Genomic DNA, 21,839 nt, shown 5'->3' with positions numbered 1-21,839 from the left:
GGCTTTGGTTCAGTCCAATCCCAGACCTGATCTACCGCTGAGCGAAAGGCTTCAGCAAGATCTCAAAAATGACCTGATTGCAGGGTTGCTGGTGGTGATTCCACTGGCAACCACAATTTGGCTATCTACGATTGTCAGCCGGTTTGTGCTGGCGTTCCTGACGTCGATACCGAAGCAGTTCAATCCCTTTATCACCCTGAATCCGCTTCTTCAGGATCTGATCAATCTGGCCCTCGGGCTCACGGTTCCCCTGATGGGGATCCTTCTGATTGGCCTGATGGCCCGCAACATCGTGGGTCGATGGCTGCTCGAATTCGGAGAGGGAACACTGAGCCGGATTCCCCTTGCTGGCTCCGTTTACAAAACTCTCAAGCAGCTACTTGAAACTGTTTTGGGTGGCAATTCGGCTCGCTTCCGCCGAGTCGTTCTGGTCGAATATCCAAGGGAAGGTTTGTTTAGCGTTGGCTTTGTCACCGGCGAGGTGGGTCCTTCACTCCAATCCGATCTGGAAACACCACTCTTAAGTGTGTTTATCCCCACGGCACCAAACCCCACCACCGGCTGGTACACGCTTGTGCCGGAGGGTTCAGTACGGGAACTGAATATTTCAGTGGAGGAAGCATTCCGCACGATCATTTCCGCTGGCATCGTGAACCCAGATGAGCAAGAAGCCCCAGTGAATCGCAGCTTCTCCAGCCTCATAGCTCAGTTGCGGGCCTCCGCATCACCCTCCAGCTAAAACATGGCCTCACGATCTCTTTCCCGCGAGTTGGCCTTGCTGGTGCTCGGTCAAGTGTCGGAACAGAACAAGTCTTCGACAGCTGATTTAGGGATCGAGTCCCTGCTTGATAAAGCCCTTGAAAGTCTCACCCAACATTGGCGGGAAGCCCTCGATTCATCCGCGACGGAACTGGATCAAGCTCAGCAACGTCTTCTCGATAGTGAACTTCAACAGGGTCAGGCTTCCACCCTGGATGTTGTCCGTGATCATCTGCGTTCATCATTAGGCACCGCTGAACAGGTTTTAAACGGCCTTTCGGCCACGCTTGAACTCCCAAGGCTTCTGCTATTGGCGGATCAAGAACAAATTCGTTCTGCTGCGATGGAACGTATCGCTCAAGTGATCCGACAGCGCGAGAGCATCGACGCGAGATTGGATCAAGTAATGGAAGGTTGGCGGCTGGCACGACTACCTCGTATTGATCGCGACATTCTTCGCTTGGTTGTTGTTGACCTGCAAACCATGGGAACACCTGCTCCTGTCGCGTTCAATGAAGCCGTTGAATTGGCGAATCGATACAGCGATGAACAGGGTCGTCGGATGATTAATGGTGTGTTGCGTCGCTTCCACGATGCTCAATCCACTGCAGCGGACTGATGGTTTTCAATTGGTTCGAGCGCGAGGCCTCATCTCCTGGGGAACCCCCTTCAACGCCAGATTCACCAGCCGTTGAACAACAACCGCCTGAAGATGCTGCTCAGCTGAATCCTGAGCCAGATCCATCAGCGCTTCAAGCCGCTGATGATCAAAACGGTGAAGACCAAGACGATGAAGTGCAAGAAGAAGACGAAGCGTTGGTTTGGGCCCGTGAGGCTTACGCACGCTTGAAGGCACAGCAACAAGCTGCTGCAACGGAACCAACAACGCCGGTTTCGACAACTCCTGAGCCAGAGCCGGAACCCACCCCAGAACCAACTTCGGCCCTAGAGCCAGAGTCTGCAACGGCACCGAATGCACCCGTTCCGCTAACGCCAGAGGTCAGTCCAGAACAAACTCCTCAGCCCACGCCAGCACCAACTGTTGGCGGGTCCTTGCTTGAACAGGCTGCAGCGCAACGTCAACAGCGGCAACAAGAGCAGGAGGTTCGTGCACTCGAGGTGGCGCCGGTAGCGACGCCTGAACCGACCCCCAGTACGCCACCGGTTCCAACGGCAGACGCTGTGGAGCCGACCCTTGGTGACTTTGATGACGACTTCACCTGGTCTGCTGAGGTTTTGGCAGCGCAGGGTCGACGTGCTGATCAGATTTCGCTTGAGGAAATCGACTGGCTTGGACGGCTCCGTCGTGGTCTGGAGAAGACACGGCAAGGCTTTGTCACCGGCCTATTGGAAAACCTTGGCGATGATCCCCTCACGCCAGAGGTGCTGGACGAACTTGAGACCCTTCTGCTGCGTGCCGATGCCGGTGTTCAGGCCACCGATCAGGTGTTGGAAGCGTTGCGACAGCGGATGAATGAAGACGTTGTGGATCCCGTTGAGGGAATTCGTTTTCTCAAGGATCAGTTGCGCGGTTTGCTGGATGCTCCGATCAAGGCCAGTGGCGTTCCACTTCTTGCGCCCGAGCGTGGTCGTCTCAACATTTGGTTGATGGTGGGAGTGAACGGTGTGGGCAAAACCACAACGCTCGGGAAATTGGCAAATCTTGCTGTGCGGAGTGGTTATTCAGCCCTCATCGCAGCTGCAGACACCTTTCGGGCAGCAGCTGTTCAACAGGTTGAGGTTTGGGGTGAACGCAGCGATGTTGCGGTGGTTTCCAATCCCAGCAGCAATGCAGATCCAGCGGCGGTGGTGTTCGATGCCATTGGTGCTGCTCGGTCCCGTGACACCGACCTGCTGTTGGTGGATACGGCAGGGCGATTGCAGACCAAGCACAACTTGATGGAAGAACTGCAGAAGGTTCGGAAAATCATTGATCGTCTCGCCCCAGAGGCGAATGTTGAGTCGTTGTTGGTGCTTGATGCCAGCCAAGGTCAGAACGGCTTGCGCCAAGCGATGGCTTTTGCGAAAGCAGCCGGCTTGACGGGAGTTGTTGTGACCAAACTCGATGGCACGGCTCGAGGTGGTGTCGCTTTGGCGGTGTCGTCGGAAGCGGGCTTGCCCATCCGTTTCATTGGTGCTGGGGAGGGGATCCGTGATCTCCGGCCGTTCAACAGTTTTGAATTCGTTGAGGCCTTACTGGCCGGACGATGAACCGTTGCTACGTTGCGCGTCTTAAGGGGTCGCAGCGTTGAGCAGCAAGCCACCCCGTCGTCATCCCGGCCCAGCCCAGCGGGCTGTGGCTCCCTCGCCACAGGCGATGGCCTCCTTGCGTCAACTGTTCGACAGCTTGAGCAACGAACAGCGACGTAACCAGGATCTTCTGGTGTCGCTGGCTTTTGCCCTTCGCAGCTTTACCAATCTGCATCGCTTTTTAGAGCTGGTGCCGGTTGTGGTGTCTCGACTCGTGGGAGTCGATGGTGCGCTCATCGTTCCCTTTCAATCAGATGGTCGTTTGTGGCGCGATCAACTTCAGGCGGTTCCGGTTGAGCAGTCCCAGGATCTGTTTCGCCGCTTGGCAGGCTTCCAGCCGGGGGAATCGGCTGGTTTTGGCAGCGATGAGGCCCAGGTGTTGGCCTTGGATCGATTGGTTCAACGCTGTCTTCCGAAGGCGGGATTGTTTGCGACTTCCGTCGTGGTTCGTGGGAGATGTCGCGGTCGGTTGTATGTGTTTGATCCCTCGTCCGAATTGGTTTGGACCGAGGTGCATCGCCGTCATGCCCAATTGGTGGCCGATTTGGCGGGTGTGGCGATTGAAAATGATTTGATGCTGCAGGATGCCCGTCGCCATGAACGGGTTGATCGTCAGCTGAGCATTGGGGCAGAAATTCAGGCTCAATTGCTGCCCGACCACTGTCCCGTGATTGAGGGTGTGGAGCTTGCCGCTCGATGCCGTCCAGCGTTTCAAGTAGGTGGTGACTACTACGACTTCATTCCCACACGTCCTGAACTCATTGGTCGGCGACGGGAACGTGGTCGCTGGGCATTGGTCATGGGCGATGTGATGGGAAAGGGTGTTCCAGCTGGTCTTCTGATGACCATGTTGCGCGGGATGCTCCGCGCTGAAGTTCTCAGTGGATTACCACCCGATCGCATCCTTCATGACCTCAATCAACTCGCCCAAGAGGATCTCGCCCAGTCCCACCGATTCGTGACGTTGTTTTATTCCGATTTCGATCCGCGAACCCGTCGTTTGCGATATGCCAATGCAGCCCACAACCCCCCTTTGCTGTGGCGCTCAGAGCAAAGAAGTATCAGCCGGTTGGATGCTGCTGGTTTGCTGATTGGATTACAGCCTGAGGCGGATTATGGGATTGGTGAAGTGCGGCTGGATCCGGGTGATGTTCTTCTGTATTACACCGATGGTGTCACCGAAGCGCCTGGATTAACGGGAGATCGCTTTGATGAAGCTCGCTTGATTCGTGCCTTGGAGAGTGCTTGCCGGAGTGGACAAGGGTCCCAGGGAATTCTCGACACCTTATTCGAACGTCTCGATCGATTTGTGGGGGCGAACCGACAGCTCGAAGATGACGCTTCCATGGTCGTGTTGAAAGTGCCCGAGGCGGTCACACTGCCCAACATGGTTGTTCCATTGCCTTAGGGCGAGCAACCTTCCGCCTGACAAGCTGAGGGTATTGATGAATAAATCGATGGCTGGTGGGGTGACAGGCGGCGCCGACGGCACTTGGAGTGATCGCTTCGAGCAAGGCTTGCATCCCTTTATTGAAGTGTTCAACGCTTCGATTGGGTTTGATCTCACGTTGCTTCAAGAGGATTTGGACGGGTCGATTGCCCACGCACGGATGCTTGGTTCCTGCGGGGTGATCAGCATTGAGGAAGCAGAGCAGTTGGTGCAGGGGTTAGAGACGATTCGGAGCGAGGCCCATGCGGGAACGTTTCAGCCTGGACTCGCTGATGAAGACGTTCATTTCGCTGTTGAGCGGCGTTTGATTGCGTTGTTGGGACCTGTTGGCAAGAAATTGCACACCGGCCGCAGTCGCAATGATCAAGTGGGAACGGATTTGCGGTTGTGGTTGCGCCGCCGCTTGGACGAATTGGAGGGCGATCTTCAACGCTTGCAACGGGCTCTTGTGTCGCAGGCGGATTTGCATCGCCGCACGATGATTCCGGGTTACACCCACCTTCAAAGGGCTCAGCCGCTTTGTTTGGCACATCACCTTCTCGCTTATGTCGAGATGTTGGAGCGGGATCGCTTGCGTCTTCAAGATGTGCGTAGCCGGGTGAATATTTGCCCCCTTGGCGCAGCGGCGCTGGCTGGCACTCCGGTACCCATCAATCGTCAGCAGACGGCGAAGGCTTTGGGATTTGATGCGATCTATGCCAACAGCCTTGATGCGGTAAGTGACCGTGATTTTTGTGTGGAATTTTCCGCGGCGGCTTCCCTGGTGATGGCCCATCTCAGCCGTTTAGCTGAGGAGGTGATTGCTTGGGCATCAGAGGAGTTCAGATTCGTTCGCCTCAGCGATCGTTGTGCGACCGGTAGCAGTTTGATGCCGCAGAAAAAAAACCCTGATGTGCCCGAATTGGTGCGTGGCAAATGCGGACGGGTGTTCGGCCACTTACAGGGGCTTCTCACCATGATCAAGGGTCTTCCGTTGGCTTACAACAAAGATTTCCAAGAAGATAAAGAGGCTCTCTTCGATGCGTTTCGCACCACTCGCGATTGCATTGAGGCCATGGCGATTCTGTTTGAAGAAGGTCTTGAGTTCCGTACTGAACGTTTGAACACGGCCGTGGAACAAGATTTCTCTAATGCCACCGATGTGGCTGATTACCTCGTTGCTAAGGGAGTTCCCTTCCGGGAGGCGTATCAGCTTGTTGGTGCTGTTGTTCGCCGATGCCTTGATGAAGGTTGTTTGCTAAGAGATTTAAGCCTTTCGGCATGGCAGGAGTTGCATCCAGCATTTGAGGCTGATTTGCACGATGCGCTTGCCCCGCAGGCAGTTGTAGCCGCTCGCCGTAGTGAAGGTGGAACAGGATTTGACCGGGTGGATGAACAATTAGGCCGCTGGTTGCAGCATTTGAACGGAACGCAACCTGTGGGATGACTCCTTTGCGCAGCCGGGTCTACGCTTAAGAAGCCAGTGGAACATCACTTCGTTTCGGAGTTATGGCCCGATGGCAATGTTCCAGGCCCCTTTGGTCCATTTTTTCGTACCCGGTCCACGCAGAACGTGAGCATTTTTGTTGGCAACCTTCCCTTCCGCGCTGAGCAGGAGGACGTGACTGAGCTGTTTGCTCAGTTCGGTGAAGTCGTGAATTGTGCCCTTCCCCTCGAGCGGGATACCGGCCGAAAGCGCGGATTTGCTTTTGTCGAAATGTCCGACGATGCAGCCGAAGAAGCTGCCATCGAAGGTCTCCAGGGCGCTGAACTCATGGGCCGCCCGCTTCGTATCAATAAGGCTGAGCCGCGCGGAAGCGCCCCACGTCGTGGTGGCGGTGGTGGCGGCTACGGCGGCGGTGGTGGCGGTTACGGCGGCGGCGGTGGTGGCGGTTACGGCGGCGGCGGTGGTGGCGGTTACGGCGGCGGTGGTGGTGGCGGCTACGGCGGTGGCGGTGGTGGCGGCTACGGCGGTGGCGGTGGTGGCGGTGGTGATCGACCTTCCGGTGCCCGTGGCTGGGAAGATCGCAGCTATGGCGCCCGCGACAGTGCTGCTCCTCAAGGCGGCAATGCCTATGACGAAGGCCGCATTCGTCGTCGTCGCTCTTCTGGTGGCGGCACTGGTGCCGCTGGTGGTGATGATTTCTCTGGTTACGGCGGAGCCGAGGGCTAATCGCCCTTCACTCTCTTTGACTTAGAGGCCGGCGTCTTTCAGTTGACGCCCGGCCTCTTCCAGAATGTTGAGATCGGCGCCTTTGCGTTGGGATCGTTCGCCGAGCTCGCGACGCCAATGGCGTGCGCCGGGAACGCCTTCAACGAGTTGCACCAGATGTCGGCAGAGGTCCCAAAGCCGACCTCCTCGCTGCAAATGCAGCGCGGCATGGGGCATTAAGCCTTCAACTACATCCGATGCCAGGAGTTGGCGCGGCGGTTCTCCATAGATCAAATGGTCGATGTCTGCCCATCGCAAAGGGTGGGCATAGGCGGCTCGACCAACCATCGCTCCATCGCATTCATGCAGGGCAACCAAACAATCCTCAGGTGTTTCAAGGCCGCCGTTGAGTTCAATCAACAAATCTGGGCGCCGCTGTTTGAGTGCAACAACGCGGTCGTGCTGAAGCGGTGGAATGGTGCGGTTTTGCTTTGGATCTAAACCTTCTAACCACGCCTTGCGTGCATGCACAGAAAACCGTTGGGCACCGGCTGCTGCTACCCGATCAACAAAAGCGGTGAGCAACTCGTCGTTGTCGAGATCATCAATGCCGATCCTGTGTTTCACCGTGACGGGTAGCCCACTGGCTCTACCCATCGCTTCAACACAGCGGGCCACTAGATCGGGATCGGCCATTAAACAAGCCCCGAAGTTACCGGCTTGCACCCTTTGGCTTGGGCACCCCACATTCAGATTGATTTCGTCGTAGCCCCAGTCCAAAGCGAGGCGGGCTGCATCGGCAAGAAGGTTGGGGTCATCGCCACCCACCTGTAGAGCAATGGGGTGTTCGATGGGATCGAAATCCAGAAGCCGGTCGCGTCGGTTGGTGTAATGCAGGGCTTGAGCTACCACCATCTCCGTGTAGAGAAGGGCTCGACGGCTGATCTGTCGCATCAGCACGCGAAAGTGTCGATCCGTGCAATCGAGCATGGGCGCCACGCTGAAGGTGTGGGCAGCAACGGTTGTTGGGCTTCCAACCTCGGTCATGGATCCATTAGAACCGCTTGAGTTCCTTGGTTCAGAACTGATGACCAACAGTTCGGCTGTTCTGTCCCGTCGTTCATTGATGTTTGCTGCACTAGCTGGTGTTTTTGGTGGTTTTTGGCGGCCGAAAACGGCTCTAGCGGCCTCGAAGGCCAATGATCCTCAGTGGGATCTCAGCCCTGAAGTTTGGCGAGAGCGCCTATCCCCCCAAGCCTTTGACGTCCTCCGTAACGAGGGCACTGAGCGTCCGTTTACGAGCCCGTTGAATGATGAAAAACGCAGTGGCAACTACCACTGCGCTGGATGCGATTTGGCGTTGTTCTCATCGGAAGGAAAGTTCGATAGCGGAACGGGTTGGCCAAGTTTTTGGCAACCACTCAGCGAAGCGATTGAGACGAAAGTAGATTTCAAATTGATTGTCCCGCGCACGGAATATCACTGTTCGCGCTGCGGTGGACATCAGGGCCATGTGTTTAATGACGGACCCCGACCAACTGGAAAGCGTTACTGCAACAACGGAGTCGCCCTCGTCTTCCGCCCCGCAACCTGAAGCGGCGGACTGTTGGAATTTGGTGGTGATTGGTGGTGGCGCGGCTGGATTTATGGCCGCCATCACCGCTGCTGAGCAGGGAGTCCAGCGCGTGCTCGTCCTAGAGAGCACCCCAGAGCTTCTCAACAAAGTTCGAATCAGTGGTGGTGGTCGCTGCAACGTCACCCACGCCTGCTGGGATCCAGCGGAAATGATCGGTCATTACCCCCGCGGTCAGAGAGCGTTGAAAGGGATGTTCAGTCGTTTTGCCGCAGGAGATGCCATTGCTTGGTTTGCGGATCGAGGGTTAGTCCTCATTGAGGAGGCTGATGGTCGGATGTTTCCAGAACAGAATCGTTCTGAGGCGGTGATTCAGTGCCTGAAGCAGGCAGCTCTGACGGCGGGTGTGCAGGTACAAACGCGGGTGATGGTGCAGCGTTTATCAGCGCAGTTAGAGGGTGGTTTTTTAGTGGATGGCCGCGGCTTGGATCAGCCGTTGTTGGCTCAAAAGGTGATGTTGGCCACTGGCGGCCATCCCAGCGGCCGCAAGATGGCCGAACACCTCGGTCATCAGCTCGTGCCACCGGTTCCGTCGTTGTTCAGCCTCTCGCTGAACGCGTCAGCTTTGGCGGCTTGTAGCGGTATTGCAGTGGATGATGTTGGCTTGGAGCTGAAGCTCAACGACCAGCGCTTTCGGCAGGTCGGGCGTGTGTTGATCACCCACCGCGGACTGAGTGGTCCTGCCACCCTTCGATTATCAGCGTTTGCTGCTCGTGCCTTGCATGGGAGTCGCTATCGGGGAGAACTCCGGGTGGATTGGAGTGGTGGCTTGGGGCGTTCTGGGGTGGAGCAACGGTTGCAGCAGTGGCGACAGGTGGAAGCGCGCCGTACCGTGGCGGCCGCCAAGCCGTTTGATCACCTTCCTCGACGGCTTTGGCAGGCATTTTTGAAGCTGGCTGGAGTGGATGGGGAAGGCCGCTGGGCCGACTTTTCCGCCAAAGCGCAGCGCAACTTGGTGGAGATTCTCTGTGCGCAGTGTTTGCCGATCGTGGGGCGTGGCCCCTTTGGCGAGGAGTTTGTAACCGCTGGCGGAGTGGCGCTTGGCGAGCTGAATCTGGCAACGATGGAAAGCCGCCGTTGTCCTGGGCTTTACATCGCTGGGGAGTTGTTGGATGTGGATGGAGTCACGGGGGGGTTTAATTTTCAGGCCTGCTGGAGCGGCGGTTGGTTGGCAGGCCAGGCCATTGCCACAGCAGATTGAATGACGTTGTTTTTGATTTAACAGAGTTTTTTCTCTTTTGATCGGGATTTGGGACCGCCCGCTGCAGCAGCAATTCCAGCTCAAACCGCTGTCGGGCTCCTTTGTTGGCATCAGCACTCGACTGAGTCAGGGTCATCGATCAGAACGAGGTGCGGGCTTCCGCAGCTTGTGGGAGGAGAGCTTTTTCCTACAACATGTCTAAACAGCAATCCCTGAGCGGTCAGCATGAGCGGCGACGCCTCCACCTCAGCGCAGGATCAAAACGTCGAACCCAACGTCGTTCCCGCGACTCCGGACGTCGATGCCGGCACCCCGATCGATCCTGTCGTGGAGGAAACTCCCACGATGGATACGGAGATCGATCCAGCCAATCGCTTGCAGCAACTGGAGCAGGAACTGAGTTCCCTGAAGCAGGAACACGAAACGGTCCAATCGCAGTACATGCGCATTGCCGCGGATTTCGACAATTTTCGAAAGCGGCAGGCGCGGGATCAAGACGATTTGCGTCAGCAGCTGGTTTGCTCAACCCTCACTGAAATTCTTCCAGTGGTGGACAACTTTGAGCGGGCCCGTCAGCAGCTCAATCCGGAGGGGGAAGAAGCGCAGGCCCTCCATCGCAGTTATCAGGGCCTCTACAAACAGCTTGTGGATGTGCTGAAGCAGCAAGGTGTCGCGCGGATGGAAGTTGTGGGTCAAGAGTTTGATCCAACCCTCCACGAGGCGGTGCTCCGGGAAGAAAATCAGGAGCATGCGGAAGACATTGTTTGTGAGGAGCTTCAGCGGGGTTATCACCGTGATGGCAGGGTTCTGCGCCACGCCATGGTGAAAGTGTCGATGGGCCCTGGGCCAGGAAGCAGCTCAGATGCAGCATCGGAACAGCCCCAAGAGGGTGACGCTTGATGGCCGACTTTTACGACCTGCTTGGGGTGAGTCGGGATGCCGATGCCGATTCGCTCAAGCGTGCCTACCGGAAGATGGCTCGTCAGTACCACCCGGACATCAATAAGGAAGCGGGAGCCGAAGACAAGTTCAAGGAAATCGGTCGCGCTTACGAGGTGTTGAACGACCCCCAGACCCGGGCTCGATACGACCAGTTTGGAGAAGCTGGCGTTGGGGGAGCAGCCGGTGGCCCAGATATGGGCGACATGGGCGGTTTTTCCGACCTATTCGAAACATTTTTCCAGGGATTTGGTGGTCCAGGCGCTTCGGGTGGGCGGCCACGACGGCGTGGACCTCAGCAAGGGGATGACCTCCGCTACGACCTCACGATTGATTTTGAGCAGGCGGTCTTTGGACAAGAGCAGGAAATCAAGATTCCGCATTTGGAAACCTGCGACACCTGCGGTGGAAGCGGTGCGAAACCTGGCAGTTCTCCCACAACGTGCGGAACGTGCGGTGGTGCTGGGCAAGTCAGGCGAGCCACGCGCACACCGTTTGGCAGCTTCACCCAGGTTGCGGAGTGCCCCAATTGCGGGGGCACTGGCCAAGTCATCGCTGATCCCTGTGGGGCTTGTGGTGGCCAGGGCGTTCACCAAGTGCGTAAAAAGTTGCGCATCAACATTCCCGCTGGGGTGGATACCGGCACGCGTTTGCGCGTGTCCGGTGAAGGCAATGCCGGCCCCCGGGGAGGCCCTTCTGGAGATCTCTACGTTTTCCTAACGGTCAAGTCGCATCCCCGTTTGCGGCGTGATGGGCTCAACCTTCTCTCTGAAGTGAAGGTCAGTTATCTCCAGGCAATCCTTGGCGACACGATTGAAGTAGAAACCGTTGAAGGCAAGCAAGAGCTTGAGATTCCAGCGGGAACACAACCCGGCACCATCTTGACTTTGGCCAACAAGGGGATTCCAAGATTGGGTAATCCTGTGGCCCGCGGCGATCAGCGCATCACGGTCACGGTGGAGCTGCCGAAGCGTATCTCCGATCCTGAGCGGGAACTGTTGGAGCGTTTGGCGGGTCACCACTCGGCCCGCGGCAAGCAACACCACCATCACAACAGTGGATTGTTTGCCCGCTTGTTTGGTCAGAAATGAGCGCTTCTCGTTCCCTTGATCTGAGGGGAACTCCGTGTCCGGTCAACTTCGTCCGTTGCAAGCTCACCCTGGAAACCATGCATCCGGGGGATCAACTCGATATTGATCTCGATCGCGGTGAACCTGAGGAGATGGTGGTTCCTGGTTTGAGAGACGCAGGACACCAGGTGATTGTGTCTGGGGATGATCCAGCCTGGGTGCACCTGCAGGTGACCTGTGGTGGCTGACGGCACAGGGATTGTTGTAGCGCTGCAAGCCAACTACCTCGAGGTTGAGCTGGATGCTGCTCCGGAGGGATGTCCAGCACGATTGCTGTGCACCCGTCGGTCGCGTCTGACCCACCGAGGGACGGAGGTCAATGTCGGGGATCGGGTTCGGGTAGACGCAATTGATGCCAAGCAGGCCAGAGCTGTGGTGGCTGAGGTTTCCCCTCGCCAGAGCTGGTTGACGCGGCCACCGGTGGCCAATGTGTCGTTGGTCGTGGTGGCGCTGGCGGTAGAGCAGCCGGCCTTTGATCTTGATCAGGCGAGTCGGTTTCTTCTCACAGCTGAACGCACGGGTTTGGATGTGCAGCTGGTTCTCACAAAAGTGGATCTTGTCTCTGCAGAGGCGTTAACCCAGCTTTGCGAGCGCTTGCGCGGTTGGGGTTATGACCCGCTTCCCCTCTCGAGCGAATCCGGTTCTGGGATGGAGGTGTTGCAAGAGCAATTGCAGAGCACAACGCTTGCGGTGCTTTGTGGCCCTTCGGGTGTGGGAAAAAGCAGCTTGCTCAACAACCTTTTGCCGCATTTGTCGTTGCGTGTTGGTGCGGTTTCAGGACGGTTGCAGCGGGGTCGTCACACGACGCGACACGTTGAGTTGTTCCCGATTGGCGACCAAGCAAGAGTGGCTGACACGCCAGGTTTCAACCGACCGGAGTTGCCGGATGATCCCCATGAGTTGGGGGTTTTGTTCCCAGAGTTAAGACGTCAATTGGATCCGTGGCCCTGTCGGTTCCGCGATTGCTTGCATCGCGGTGAACCAGGCTGTGGAGTGTCCAAAACTTGGGAGCGATACGGGCTCTATACCAAGGCATTGGAGGAGGTTCTCAGCCTCAGCCGCCCATCCCGGGGAGGTTGAGATTCAAGCCGCCTGTGAGTTCCTCCATGCGGCCTTTCATCGTGGCTGTGGATTGTTCATAGGCTGCTTGAAGGGCTTCTAGCGTCGCTGCTTCGCATGCCTCTGCACCGTCCTGAACGAGTGCTGGATCGAGACGGACGCGCAAAGGTTGTTGGTTGCCAGACAGCCAAACGCTGGCGCGGCCATCAGCATTTTTACCCTCGATCTCCATGCCATCCAACTCTTCTTGAAGAGCTTGGGCGTCTTGCTGGATCTGCTGCGCCTTGCGGAAGGCTTCGGTGAGCTGACCGAAATTGGGAAGTCCGAAGCCTGCCATTGAGATTCTGAATGAGCGGGCAGATTAAGCGGTGGCAGCAAATCCCAGTCGTTTGACTTCTGGATGGAGGCGAAGCCCGTGCTCGGCTTCAACACGGTCTTGCACCAAATGAATCAATGCATTGATGTCGTTGGCCTGGGCATGGCCAATGTTCACGATGAAATTGGCATGCATGGTGGACACTTCAGCACCACCAACGCGGGTTCCTTTGAGCCCCAAATTTTCGATCAGTTTCCCCGCCTTTTGCGGTTCGGGATTGCGAAACACGCTGCCGCAACTGGGTTGCTGATAGGGCTGAGTGGTTGTTCGGTGGTTGAGATTTTCTTTCGTGATACGACTCAGTTCCTTGGGGTCATGGCCGGGTTCGAGTTGAAAACGTGCGGACAGCACCACGAAATTGTCCGCTTGCAGCCGGCTGTGGCGGTAGGCGAAATCCAGTTCATCGCAATGCAGATCAAAGCTTTGTCCACCTTGTTTGGGCATCACCCGAACTGAAATCAGAGAATCTGCCGTGCAACCTCCTTGAGCACCCGCGTTCATCACAGCGGCACCACCGACTGTTCCTGGAATTCCAACGGCCCACTCCAGTCCATGAAGTCCGGCGCGGGCTGCTCGTCTGGCGAGGGAAGGGATGGGTTCACCGGCCAGAGCTTCAACAACACCGCTTTGGGCATCGATGCTGTGATCTTGCAATTTGCGTAAGCAAAGACAGAGTCCTGGCAATCCATCGTCGTGAATGAGCAGGTTGGAGCCGGCTCCAATCACTTGGCAGGGAACCCCTTTGTGTTGAGCCCATTCCACCCACGCCATGGTTTCAGCAATCGTTGTCGGCTCCGCCAGCCATTCGGCCGGTCCACCGACCCGCCAGGTGGTGTAGTCCGCCAAGTTGGCATTGGCGTGGCGGGGCGATAGCTGCGTCATTCGGCCAGTCGTCCCCAGAGGCTGTTGACGGTGCCAGCCCCCATGGCGAGCACAAGGTCATCGGGTCGGCTGCGTTGCTTTACCAGATCGGTGAGCTGATCAAGATCGTCCGCAACGGCGATTTCGAGGTCTGGTCGCAACGATCGAATGCGTTGGGCGAGGGCGTTGCTGCAAACGCCAGGAATTGTTTGTTCTCCGGCCGCATAAACCGGAGCCAGTAGCAGTGCATCACAGTTCTGCAGTGCTTCGGCAAAGGCTTCGAAGAACTGTTGGGTGCGACTGAAACGGTGCGGTTGGAACACGGCCACAAGCCGTTGTGGTGAAGATGGAAGCGGACTGCGCCCGCTGCTCACCATCAGTTGCGCCATTGTCAACGTGGCGCGAACTTCGCTGGGATGGTGGGCATAGTCATCAACGATGTGCCGACCTTCCCAGGTGCCCCTTAGATCAAAGCGGCGGCCTGGAGCTTGGAGTTGAGCCAGGCCTTTGACCAGCGCTTCAAACGGAACTCCTTCCATCCGGCAAGCCGCTAAGGCAGCCGTGGCATTGCTCAAATTGTGGAGACCAGCCATCGGCAAGGTGAAGTCACCCACTGCAGAGCCGTTTTCATAAAACCGTGCTGTACATCGATCGCCATCGAGTTGCAGAGGCAAGGCTGCAAAGGCAATGTTCTCGCTTTGCTGGTTCGACCACCAGGCTGTCGGTTCAAAATGCTCCTGAAGGATTGGGTCGTCGTAGTTCGCGATCAACCGTTCGCAACCCCGACCAAAGCGTTGCAAGGTTGAGATCAAATCATCCAAGCCCTTGTAATGGTCGGTGTGATCGAGTTCCAGGTTGGTGATGACCCCAAGGCTGGGGCTGAACTTCACGAGCGATCCGTCGGATTCGTCTGCTTCGGCTACCAATAAACGACCCTGACCGGAATGACCGTTGCTGCCAAGGCATGGAACAACCCCACCAATCACAGCGGTGGGATCTTCACCGGCTTCGATGAGCAGGGTGGTGATCAGCGTGCTGGTGGTTGTTTTTCCGTGACTCCCCGCCACGGCAATCGAAGCTTGTTGATCGATGAGGGCAGCGAGGAGATCCGATCGATGCCAGATCGCCAGTTGATGGGCACGGGCGTTTTGCAGCTCTGGGTTGGTGTCGGGGATCGCTGTGCTGATCACCACCACCGGTGGCTGAAGATTCGTGGAGAGCACCGATTGAATGCTTTCAGCGGTTTGCTCTTTAAAAACGGTGACGCCCCGACTTTCAAGATGCTGAACCGTGGCGTTGTCGCGGGGGTCTGAACCGCTAACGGGGTGGCCGCGGTCTACCAAAATTTTTGCCAGTGCCGACATCCCTATACCGCCCACACCGATGAAATGAACAGGTGTTTGGGGCGTGAGCAGGCGTGGCAAAGGACGGCTACGAAGGGCTGAAAGATAGGTCAGTTTTTTGACCTTGTCCCACCGTCGGTGGGACGGATTAACCGAGAAATTTCAAAGTTGGGCAAAGAAATTCCGTCAATTTCTGTATGATCGGCGCCCAAAACCATTACGCGGTTTTACCGCTTTTTCTATGACCCTGCGCGTTGCGATCAATGGATTCGGCCGGATTGGTCGCAATGTTTTGCGGGGTTGGATCAGCCGAGGGGCAGATACCGGTTTGGAAATTGTGGGGATGAACTCCACATCAGATCCCAAAACCAGTGCCCACCTGCTCACCTACGACTCCATTCTGGGGCGCTTGGATCCGTCTGTCGACATCCAAACCACTGATGACACGATGATCATCAACGGCAAAGAGATCAAATTCTTCGCCGATCGCAATCCCCTCAATTGCCCTTGGAAGGATTGGGGCGTTGATCTGGTGATCGAATCCACCGGTGTCTTCAACACCGACGAAAAAGCCAGCATGCACATCCAGGCTGGTGCCAAAAAAGTGATCCTCACCGCACCTGGTAAGGGCGCTGGTGTCGGCACCTTTGTGGTGGGCGTCAACGACGACCAGTACCGCCACGAGGATTGGAACATCCTCAGCAACGCCAGCTGCACCACCAACTGCCTGGCGCCAATCGTCAAAGTTTTGGATCAAAACTTCGGCATGGAGTGGGGTCTGATGACCACCATTCACAGCTACACCGGTGACCAGCGAATTCTCGACAACAGCCACCGCGACCTTCGTCGTGCCCGGGCTGCTGCCTTGAATATGGTTCCCACCACGACTGGTGCTGCCAAGGCTGTGGCCCTGGTTTATCCCGAAGTGAAGGGCAAGCTCACCGGTTTTGCCATGCGTGTCCCCACTCCAAACGTGTCGGCCGTTGACCTCACTTTTGGAACATCAAAGGGAGCAACTGTTGAGCAAGTGCAGGCCGTGATGAAGGAGGCTGCCGAAAATGGGATGAAGGGGATCATCAAGTACAGCGATCTGCCCTTGGTCTCTACCGACTACGCCGGTACCAACGAGTCCACCATTTTTGATGCCGACCTCACCTACGCCATGGGCGACAAGGCTGTGAAAATCTTGGCTTGGTACGACAACGAGTGGGGCTATAGCCAACGTGTTGTTGATTTGGCTGAAGTGGTCGCCAAAAACTGGAAGTAATCCAGCGTTTCGTTCACACAATCAACCCTTCCTTCGGGGAGGGTTTTTTTGATGGTTTAAAGGGTTGGCGTTGTCGTGAAATGGTCGAATCCTTCGATGTCGATCCGTTGGCGACTCTGCTGCCAGCAGATCATGTTCTTTTCAGCTGTGATCCAACCGATCTGGCGGCTCTGCGGTTGACGGTCGAACCAGCGTTGTGCCCAGGCTTGCGGCAAGCTCAAGACGAGTTCGAAATCTTCGCCGCCTGCGAGGCACCAGCGATCCCAGAATTCTCCGCTTGGCCAGTCGGTGGAGCGCGGTAAGAGCTGTTCATCGAGGACTGCACCGCACCCACTGCTGCTGCATAGCCCTTGAATGGCTGCCAGTAATCCATCGCTGCTATCGGTTCCCCCAGCTCGCCACGGCAATGACTCTGGTTTGCAGGTCAGGAGGTCCTGAAGGGCGGCGAGACGTGGGATGGGTCTCTGATGCTGATTGATCGCTGCCGTTCGCAAAGCGTCGGAAAGGGCGATCCCATGGAGTGCTTGGTCGTTCTGAAGGATCGCTAACCCCAGTCGACTGAGTCCATGGGGCCCACTGGTCACCAGGAGGTCCCCTGGTCTTGCTTCACCCCGTTGCAAGCGAAGCGGCCCCAGACGCCCGAGTGCAGTGATCGACAGCAAGCGCTGGCTGCCTTTTGAGCAATCCCCACCAAGAATCACACCTCCATAGGCATCGAGGGCTGCTCTGAGGCCTGTGTAAACGCCTTCCACCCAGCTCCAGGGGGTGTCACCAGGTGCAACGAGAGCCACGGTGATCCCATCCACGCTGATCGCCCCACTGGCGGCGAGGTCGGAGAGGTTGGCAGCTACCGCTCGCCAGCCCACATCGCTCGGTTTGGTGCTGACGTCACTGAAATGGATCCCGTCCACCAGCACATCGGTATTCACCACAATGGGCCGAGGATCCGACTCCAGAGCCGCACTGTCGTCGTTGAGTTGGCCTGGAGGAGCAAAGAGAGAGAGCCGCCGCAACAGCTCCGACTCCCCAAGCTCGCCCAGGGTCTCTTTCATGCGTGGGCTTTGAGCTGATTGGCTCCATCGACGACGGTCACTGTTTTGATTGCGTCGTCGACACCAAGTTCTTCGAGCACATCAAAGCCATCAACAACGTAGCCAAAGGCAGTGTTGCGTCCATCAACCAAGTTGAGGCCGGCCGGTGTGAGCTCAGCCTCATAGAGAAACATGAAGAATTGGGAGGAGCCGTCGTCGAGTTCGTTGGCTGAGTGGGCCCAGCCCAGGGTCCCCAGGGTGGCAAAGGGGAGGGTTGGTGTGGCTTTGAACATGCCCACGTCTTCAAACGTTTCGTTGTAAAGGGTGTCGGCTTCTCCAGGAACTCGAATTTCGAGAGGTACGTGCCGTTCCTGCTTCGTTGATGGATCGATGTATCCGATCTCTGGACCCACCGGGTCGCCGGTTTGCAGAACGTAGAAATCCTCGGCTCTGTTGAAGGGCAAGCCGTCATAGAAGCCCTTCAGAGCAAGGTCGATAAATGCACCGGATGTGAGTGGTGCGTTGTAACCATCCACAACGGTGGTGAGGTCCCCTTTGGTGGTGCTGATGTTGACAACGGCCCTTCCCTGTAAACGGGGGAGTGCATCGAATTCGGCGGGAATGGGTCGTTCGAACCCGTCCTGAACGAGCAGGCGCTCTACGTCACCAATGCGAGTCAGCGTGGTGCGCCGATCAACAATGAATGCTGGCTTGTCGACGGCCTTCACCTGAGCAGCCATTTGTTCCAATCCCGCATCCACGTCGCTCAGCAGCGCAGTGGCTTGGTCACGGAGTGGCTCTGGAACAGCATCAAGAATCGTGTTGCGTCTTGTTTTGAGAAGGGCCTGACTGCGCGACACCGTCTTTCCCAGGGCACTCCAGCGTTTTGCACGTAGGTCGTCGCTGGTGAGTTCAAGTCGATGTTGCAGTTGACGAATGTCGTCTTGATCGAAGGGCAGCGCATCGCGAAGGATCGCCGTTGGATCCTTGACGGCATTGCCCTGAGGCAGCCCAGCCCAGGCAGGGGCTGCGAGGTTGAACAGCGCAACGCTGATTAGGGCGACCAGAACGGCCTTGAAACGCTGATGGGTCAAGGGGGAACCCCAGTGCTGACGCGACTTTGGCACAGCCGTATGATCGCCGGAACCGTTCCGTTGGAATGATCTCCAGCAACGACTTCCGCACTGGCACTTCGATCGAGATCGATGGGGCCGTTTGGCGCGTGGTCGAGTTCCTTCACGTCAAGCCCGGCAAGGGGTCTGCGTTTGTTCGCACCAAGCTCAAGTCGGTGAAGAACGGAAGCGTTGTTGAGAAAACATTTCGTGCTGGCGAAATGCTTCCCCAGGCGTTGTTGGAGAAGTCATCCCTTCAGCACACCTACATGGAAGGTGACGACTATGTCTTCATGGACATGTCGTCCTATGAGGAAACACGGCTAACCGCTGCTCAAATCGGGGATAGCCGCAAATACCTCAAAGAAGGGATGGAAGTCAACGTCGTCTCTTGGAACGACACTCCGCTTGAGGTGGAGCTCCCCAATTCCGTGGTTCTGGAGATCAAGGAAACAGATCCAGGAGTGAAAGGCGATACCGCGACAGGTGGCACAAAACCCGCCATTCTGGAAACCGGAGCGCAAGTGATGGTGCCTTTGTTCCTTTCGATTGGCGAAAAGATCAAGGTGGACACTCGCAACGACTCGTACCTAGGACGTGAAAACTGATGGCTATGCAGCTGGATCACGAACAACTGCACCGCTTGCTTGAAGCGCTGGGTGAGAGCGACATCCAGGAATTTCGGCTGGAAGGAGACGACTTCCGACTCGAGATTCGCCGCAATCTTCCAGGTCAGACTGTCATGGCTCCGGTCATGCCGGCTCCTGTGGCGGCTGCGGCTCCTGCGAAGCCGCTCGACTCAGCCTCACCGCCTCCGCCTGCTGCAACATCGACCCGAAGTGATCTCCTTGAGATCACAGCACCAATGGTGGGTACGTTTTACCGAGCTCCTGCCCCAGGGGAACCGTCCTTTGTGGAGGTAGGCACTCGTATCAACGTCGGCCAGGCCGTCTGCATTCTTGAGGCGATGAAGTTGATGAATGAGCTCGAATCCGAAGTGGCCGGAGAAGTGGTTGAAATTTTGGTAGACAACGGTACCCCTGTGGAATTTGGCCAGGTGCTGATGCGCGTTAAACCAGCCTGAGCTCAGCTCAGCTCCCAAGCGGCCTGAATGGCGGCGATCATGCTGTCCGGTCGTGCGATTCCCTTGGTCGCGATGTCAAACCCCGTGCCGTGATCGGGTGATGTTCTCAAAAAGGGCAATTCCAAGGTGGTGTTCACGGCAGCATCGAAGGCCATCAACTTCACCGGGATGAGCCCTTGGTCGTGATACAGGGCAAGAAACCCATCGGGTCCTGACTGATTTGGCTGATTCCAAGCTTGTGCTGCGCTAAGCCAACACGTATCTGGGGGAAGGGGGCCATCCAGACGTATCTCGGGATGTTGGACTCGCCAACTTTCGATTAATGGTGTGAGCCAGGTCATTTCCTCTGTGCCCAATTGTCCGGCTTCTCCCGCATGGGGATTGAGTCCTGAGACCACAAGGTGAGGATGCGGATTGAATCGTCGACAGAAGTCCAAGAGCACGTTCAGCTTGTGACGGACTAGCTCTGGCGTGAGCGTTCGAGCAACCGCTCCGAGAGGGATATGGGTGGTGGCCAACAAGGTGTTCAGCCGCCATGTGCTGTAGGGCGACATCGCTGTAAACAGCATGGATGAGTGGTCACTGCCAGCGAGTTCAGCCAAGCGTTCTGTTTGGCCTGGATAGCGATGCCCAGCCGCATGCCAGAGATGCTTGGCAATGGGTGCTGTTACGAGGGCGCGTGCCTGGCTGTGCTGCAACAGCGTCACCGCTCTGGTGAGCCAGCGGAAACCTGCGGCTCCTCCTTCGATGCTTGGGGCCCCGGATAGAACAGCTTTTTGCAGCGGCTGATCATCGATGGTGAGTTGCGCTGGATCAGCCAGGGGCGCTGATGTAGTGCTCCGTAACCGCTGATAGACCGCATCCAAGCTGCTGCGACAACCCACCAGGATGGGTTCGATGGTGTGAGGTAAAGCATTCGAGCCAAGAGCCTTTAGCACCACTTCCATCCCAATGCCTGCGGGATCGCCAAGGGCGATCACGATCGTTTGTTTAGGGTTGATGAGATCAGGAAAACCCATGGCTGTGCTGCGCTTTCTGCTGCTGGGGTTGTTGCTCGTGGGGGTTGAATCAGTTGTTGATTGGCGAGCCTTAGGGGTCTGGAGAACTGAAATGCAATCTGTCTTGTTCTAGGCAGTCCTGCAAACCCTCTCGAAAGGTTGGATAGAGGAGCGAATAGTTCAAATCACGGCAGAGGAGGTGGTTGCTCACGCGGCGGTTCTCACTCCAAAAGGATCGTCCCATCGGACTCATTTCGCTGCAAATCTCGTCGTAGTGCTCTTCCTTGGGGAGTGCGCAGCCGAGGAGAGATGCTCCGTGGCGAACGAGATCAGCGGGTGCCGTGGGTTCGTCATCCACCACGTTCACGATGGATGGTCGATCGTTTGGAGTGGAGTTGGAGTGATCGATCAAATGCCAACAGGCGCCAGCAATGTCTTCGACGTGAATGCGGCAAAACACTTGGCCAGGTTTGTTGATCAACCGTGCTTTGCCTTGCCTGAGGGAATCGAGCACAGAGCGTCCAGGTCCATAGATCCCAGGTAACCGCAAAATTTGTACCGGTAGGCCCGAGTTCAACCAAGCCTGTTCGCACTGCAGCCGACGGCGACTTCGATCTAAGCCCGGGTCTGGTGGATCGTTTTCCTGCACCCATCCGCCGTTGCGATTGCCGTAGACGCCGGTTGTTGAGAGGTAGCCCGCCCATTCCAGTGGAAGCGTCTTCAGCAGTGGCAGCAGGGTGGAGATCACGGGATCGCCCCCCTGTTGTTGAGGAGGAATGGTGCTGAGTAGGTGGGTGATGCCTTGAAGCGCGCTGGGATCAGGCCGTCGGCTGTTGCTGCTGTCGAAGATCAGGTCGGCATCGGGTTGTCCTGCAACGCGACGGGTACACAGCACTGGTGTGCCCAACTGTCGGGCGAGTTGTGCAATACAACGACCGCTGTAACCACCTCCAAGCACCAGTAGTCGTGCATGCGCTGGTAGAGGACGACATCGCTTGACAAGCGCTGAGAGCATCAGTACACCTGTATTAGTTTAGTTTTGATCGCATGACGGACTCATCTCTGCGTTCCTCAAAGATTGGTGGTGTGCTCACACGAACCATCTTCGCCGCACTCGTGTTCGGTGTTGCCTTTCTGTTGGCTCCTGAAGATCCTCGAGCCCAGGCCACAATTTGTCAGCGGCACCATTCCTTTGATGTTTGCCGGGTTTGGTAG

Annotated in this window: 24 protein-coding genes; 16 read left to right on the top strand and 8 right to left on the bottom strand. The window is 56.8% G+C overall.

Features of this window, described 5'->3' with window-relative positions; genetic code table 11:
- Window positions 1–4: 4 nt before the first annotated feature.
- From BL107_RS01770 to BL107_RS01745, 6 genes are all read left to right on the top strand, one after another.
- Window positions 5–739 carry a DUF502 domain-containing protein gene (locus BL107_RS01770; RefSeq protein WP_009788546.1) on the top strand — a complete coding sequence of 245 codons (735 nt, stop codon included), beginning with the start codon at window positions 5–7 and terminating at the stop codon, window positions 737–739.
- A 3-nt stretch (window positions 740–742) separates the two neighbouring features.
- Window positions 743–1,378 carry a transcription antitermination factor NusB gene (nusB, locus tag BL107_RS01765; protein ID WP_037987897.1) on the top strand — a complete coding sequence of 212 codons (636 nt, stop codon included), beginning with the start codon at window positions 743–745 and terminating at the stop codon, window positions 1,376–1,378.
- Entirely contained in the window at window positions 1,378–2,970 is a 1,593-nt protein-coding gene (ftsY, locus tag BL107_RS01760; protein WP_009788543.1) for a signal recognition particle-docking protein FtsY, read from the top strand. The genes nusB and ftsY overlap by 1 nt, the downstream gene beginning before the upstream one ends.
- Window positions 2,971–3,007: 37 nt before the next feature.
- Window positions 3,008–4,417: a PP2C family protein-serine/threonine phosphatase gene (locus BL107_RS01755; RefSeq protein ID WP_037987895.1), complete on the top strand. Its 1,410-nt coding sequence runs from the start codon at window positions 3,008–3,010 to the stop codon at window positions 4,415–4,417.
- A gap of 49 nt (window positions 4,418–4,466) precedes the next feature.
- Window positions 4,467–5,885 (top strand): argininosuccinate lyase, encoded by a 1,419-nt coding sequence (argH, locus tag BL107_RS01750; protein ID WP_198002351.1) that lies wholly within the window; start codon window positions 4,467–4,469, stop codon window positions 5,883–5,885.
- A 126-nt stretch (window positions 5,886–6,011) separates the two neighbouring features.
- Window positions 6,012–6,611 (top strand): RNA-binding protein, encoded by a 600-nt coding sequence (locus BL107_RS01745; RefSeq protein ID WP_037988666.1) that lies wholly within the window; start codon window positions 6,012–6,014, stop codon window positions 6,609–6,611.
- 21 nt (window positions 6,612–6,632) lie between these two features.
- Here BL107_RS01745 and dusA read toward each other — a convergent pair whose 3' ends face one another.
- Entirely contained in the window at window positions 6,633–7,637 is a 1,005-nt protein-coding gene (gene dusA, locus BL107_RS01740) for a tRNA dihydrouridine(20/20a) synthase DusA (RefSeq protein WP_009788539.1), read from the bottom strand.
- 40 nt (window positions 7,638–7,677) lie between these two features.
- Here dusA and msrB point away from each other — a divergent pair, with 40 nt between their 5' ends.
- The 6 genes from msrB (at window position 7,678) to rsgA (ending at window position 12,573) form a co-directional block, all read left to right on the top strand.
- A complete protein-coding gene (gene msrB / locus BL107_RS01735) occupies window positions 7,678–8,184 on the top strand; it encodes a peptide-methionine (R)-S-oxide reductase MsrB (RefSeq protein ID WP_009788538.1) in 507 nt (168 codons plus the stop codon).
- Window positions 8,111–9,424, top strand: coding sequence for an NAD(P)/FAD-dependent oxidoreductase (locus tag BL107_RS01730; protein ID WP_037987893.1), 1,314 nt, complete (start codon window positions 8,111–8,113; stop codon window positions 9,422–9,424). The genes msrB and BL107_RS01730 overlap by 74 nt, the downstream gene beginning before the upstream one ends.
- A gap of 225 nt (window positions 9,425–9,649) precedes the next feature.
- Window positions 9,650–10,324 (top strand): nucleotide exchange factor GrpE, encoded by a 675-nt coding sequence (grpE, locus tag BL107_RS01725; protein ID WP_009788535.1) that lies wholly within the window; start codon window positions 9,650–9,652, stop codon window positions 10,322–10,324.
- Window positions 10,324–11,454 (top strand): molecular chaperone DnaJ, encoded by a 1,131-nt coding sequence (dnaJ, locus tag BL107_RS01720; protein ID WP_009788534.1) that lies wholly within the window; start codon window positions 10,324–10,326, stop codon window positions 11,452–11,454. The genes grpE and dnaJ overlap by 1 nt, the downstream gene beginning before the upstream one ends.
- Complete coding sequence (locus BL107_RS01715; protein WP_009788533.1) at window positions 11,451–11,681, top strand: sulfurtransferase TusA family protein; 231 nt, start codon at window positions 11,451–11,453, stop codon at window positions 11,679–11,681. Before dnaJ ends, BL107_RS01715 begins: the two co-directional genes overlap by 4 nt.
- Window positions 11,671–12,573 carry a ribosome small subunit-dependent GTPase A gene (gene rsgA / locus BL107_RS01710; RefSeq protein WP_009788532.1) on the top strand — a complete coding sequence of 301 codons (903 nt, stop codon included), beginning with the start codon at window positions 11,671–11,673 and terminating at the stop codon, window positions 12,571–12,573. Before BL107_RS01715 ends, rsgA begins: the two co-directional genes overlap by 11 nt.
- Here rsgA and BL107_RS01705 read toward each other — a convergent pair.
- From BL107_RS01705 to murC, 3 genes are read right to left on the bottom strand one after another with little or no spacing between them, the layout of a single operon-like run.
- Window positions 12,548–12,889: a YbaB/EbfC family nucleoid-associated protein gene (locus tag BL107_RS01705; RefSeq protein ID WP_009788531.1), complete on the bottom strand. Its 342-nt coding sequence runs from the start codon at window positions 12,887–12,889 to the stop codon at window positions 12,548–12,550. The two genes, rsgA and BL107_RS01705, sit on opposite strands and share 26 nt — an antisense overlap.
- A 24-nt stretch (window positions 12,890–12,913) precedes the next feature.
- On the bottom strand, window positions 12,914–13,810 hold the full coding sequence (murB, locus tag BL107_RS01700; protein ID WP_009788530.1) for a UDP-N-acetylmuramate dehydrogenase: 897 nt from the start codon (window positions 13,808–13,810) through the stop codon (window positions 12,914–12,916).
- Window positions 13,807–15,213, bottom strand: coding sequence for a UDP-N-acetylmuramate--L-alanine ligase (murC, locus tag BL107_RS01695; RefSeq protein ID WP_037979042.1), 1,407 nt, complete (start codon window positions 15,211–15,213; stop codon window positions 13,807–13,809). Before murC ends, murB begins: the two co-directional genes overlap by 4 nt.
- Before the next feature lie 160 nt (window positions 15,214–15,373).
- Between murC and gap the strand changes: the two genes are divergently transcribed.
- A complete protein-coding gene (gene gap, locus BL107_RS01690) occupies window positions 15,374–16,399 on the top strand; it encodes a type I glyceraldehyde-3-phosphate dehydrogenase (protein ID WP_009788528.1) in 1,026 nt (341 codons plus the stop codon).
- Between the two features lie 56 nt (window positions 16,400–16,455).
- Here the strand turns inward: gap and thiL are convergent, their stop codons facing one another.
- Window positions 16,456–17,451 carry a thiamine-phosphate kinase gene (gene thiL, locus BL107_RS01685; protein WP_009788527.1) on the bottom strand — a complete coding sequence of 332 codons (996 nt, stop codon included), beginning with the start codon at window positions 17,449–17,451 and terminating at the stop codon, window positions 16,456–16,458.
- Window positions 17,448–18,524 carry a peptidylprolyl isomerase gene (locus BL107_RS01680; RefSeq protein WP_009788526.1) on the bottom strand — a complete coding sequence of 359 codons (1,077 nt, stop codon included), beginning with the start codon at window positions 18,522–18,524 and terminating at the stop codon, window positions 17,448–17,450. Before BL107_RS01680 ends, thiL begins: the two co-directional genes overlap by 4 nt.
- Window positions 18,525–18,589: 65 nt before the next feature.
- Here BL107_RS01680 and efp point away from each other — a divergent pair, with 65 nt between their 5' ends.
- Both efp and accB read left to right on the top strand, forming a co-directional pair.
- Window positions 18,590–19,150 carry an elongation factor P gene (gene efp, locus BL107_RS01675; protein WP_009788525.1) on the top strand — a complete coding sequence of 187 codons (561 nt, stop codon included), beginning with the start codon at window positions 18,590–18,592 and terminating at the stop codon, window positions 19,148–19,150.
- Entirely contained in the window at window positions 19,150–19,626 is a 477-nt protein-coding gene (gene accB / locus BL107_RS01670; protein WP_009788524.1) for an acetyl-CoA carboxylase biotin carboxyl carrier protein, read from the top strand. Before efp ends, accB begins: the two co-directional genes overlap by 1 nt.
- Window positions 19,627–19,628: 2 nt before the next feature.
- On the opposite strand, the gene pdxA is transcribed toward accB, so the two are convergent.
- Together pdxA and BL107_RS01660 are read right to left on the bottom strand one after the other, a co-directional pair.
- Window positions 19,629–20,645: a 4-hydroxythreonine-4-phosphate dehydrogenase PdxA gene (gene pdxA, locus BL107_RS01665; RefSeq protein ID WP_009788523.1), complete on the bottom strand. Its 1,017-nt coding sequence runs from the start codon at window positions 20,643–20,645 to the stop codon at window positions 19,629–19,631.
- 70 nt (window positions 20,646–20,715) lie between these two features.
- Entirely contained in the window at window positions 20,716–21,639 is a 924-nt protein-coding gene (locus BL107_RS01660; RefSeq protein WP_037987888.1) for an SDR family oxidoreductase, read from the bottom strand.
- 32 nt (window positions 21,640–21,671) lie between these two features.
- Between BL107_RS01660 and BL107_RS12830 the strand changes: the two genes are divergently transcribed.
- Window positions 21,672–21,839, top strand: coding sequence for a hypothetical protein (locus tag BL107_RS12830; protein WP_198002315.1), 168 nt, complete (start codon window positions 21,672–21,674; stop codon window positions 21,837–21,839).

Source organism: Synechococcus sp. BL107, from assembly GCF_000153805.1.
Lineage (GTDB): Bacteria > Cyanobacteriota > Cyanobacteriia > PCC-6307 > Cyanobiaceae > Parasynechococcus.
The sequence above is the reverse complement of the archived record's forward strand: the minus strand, read 5'-3'. Positions and strand labels throughout refer to the sequence as shown.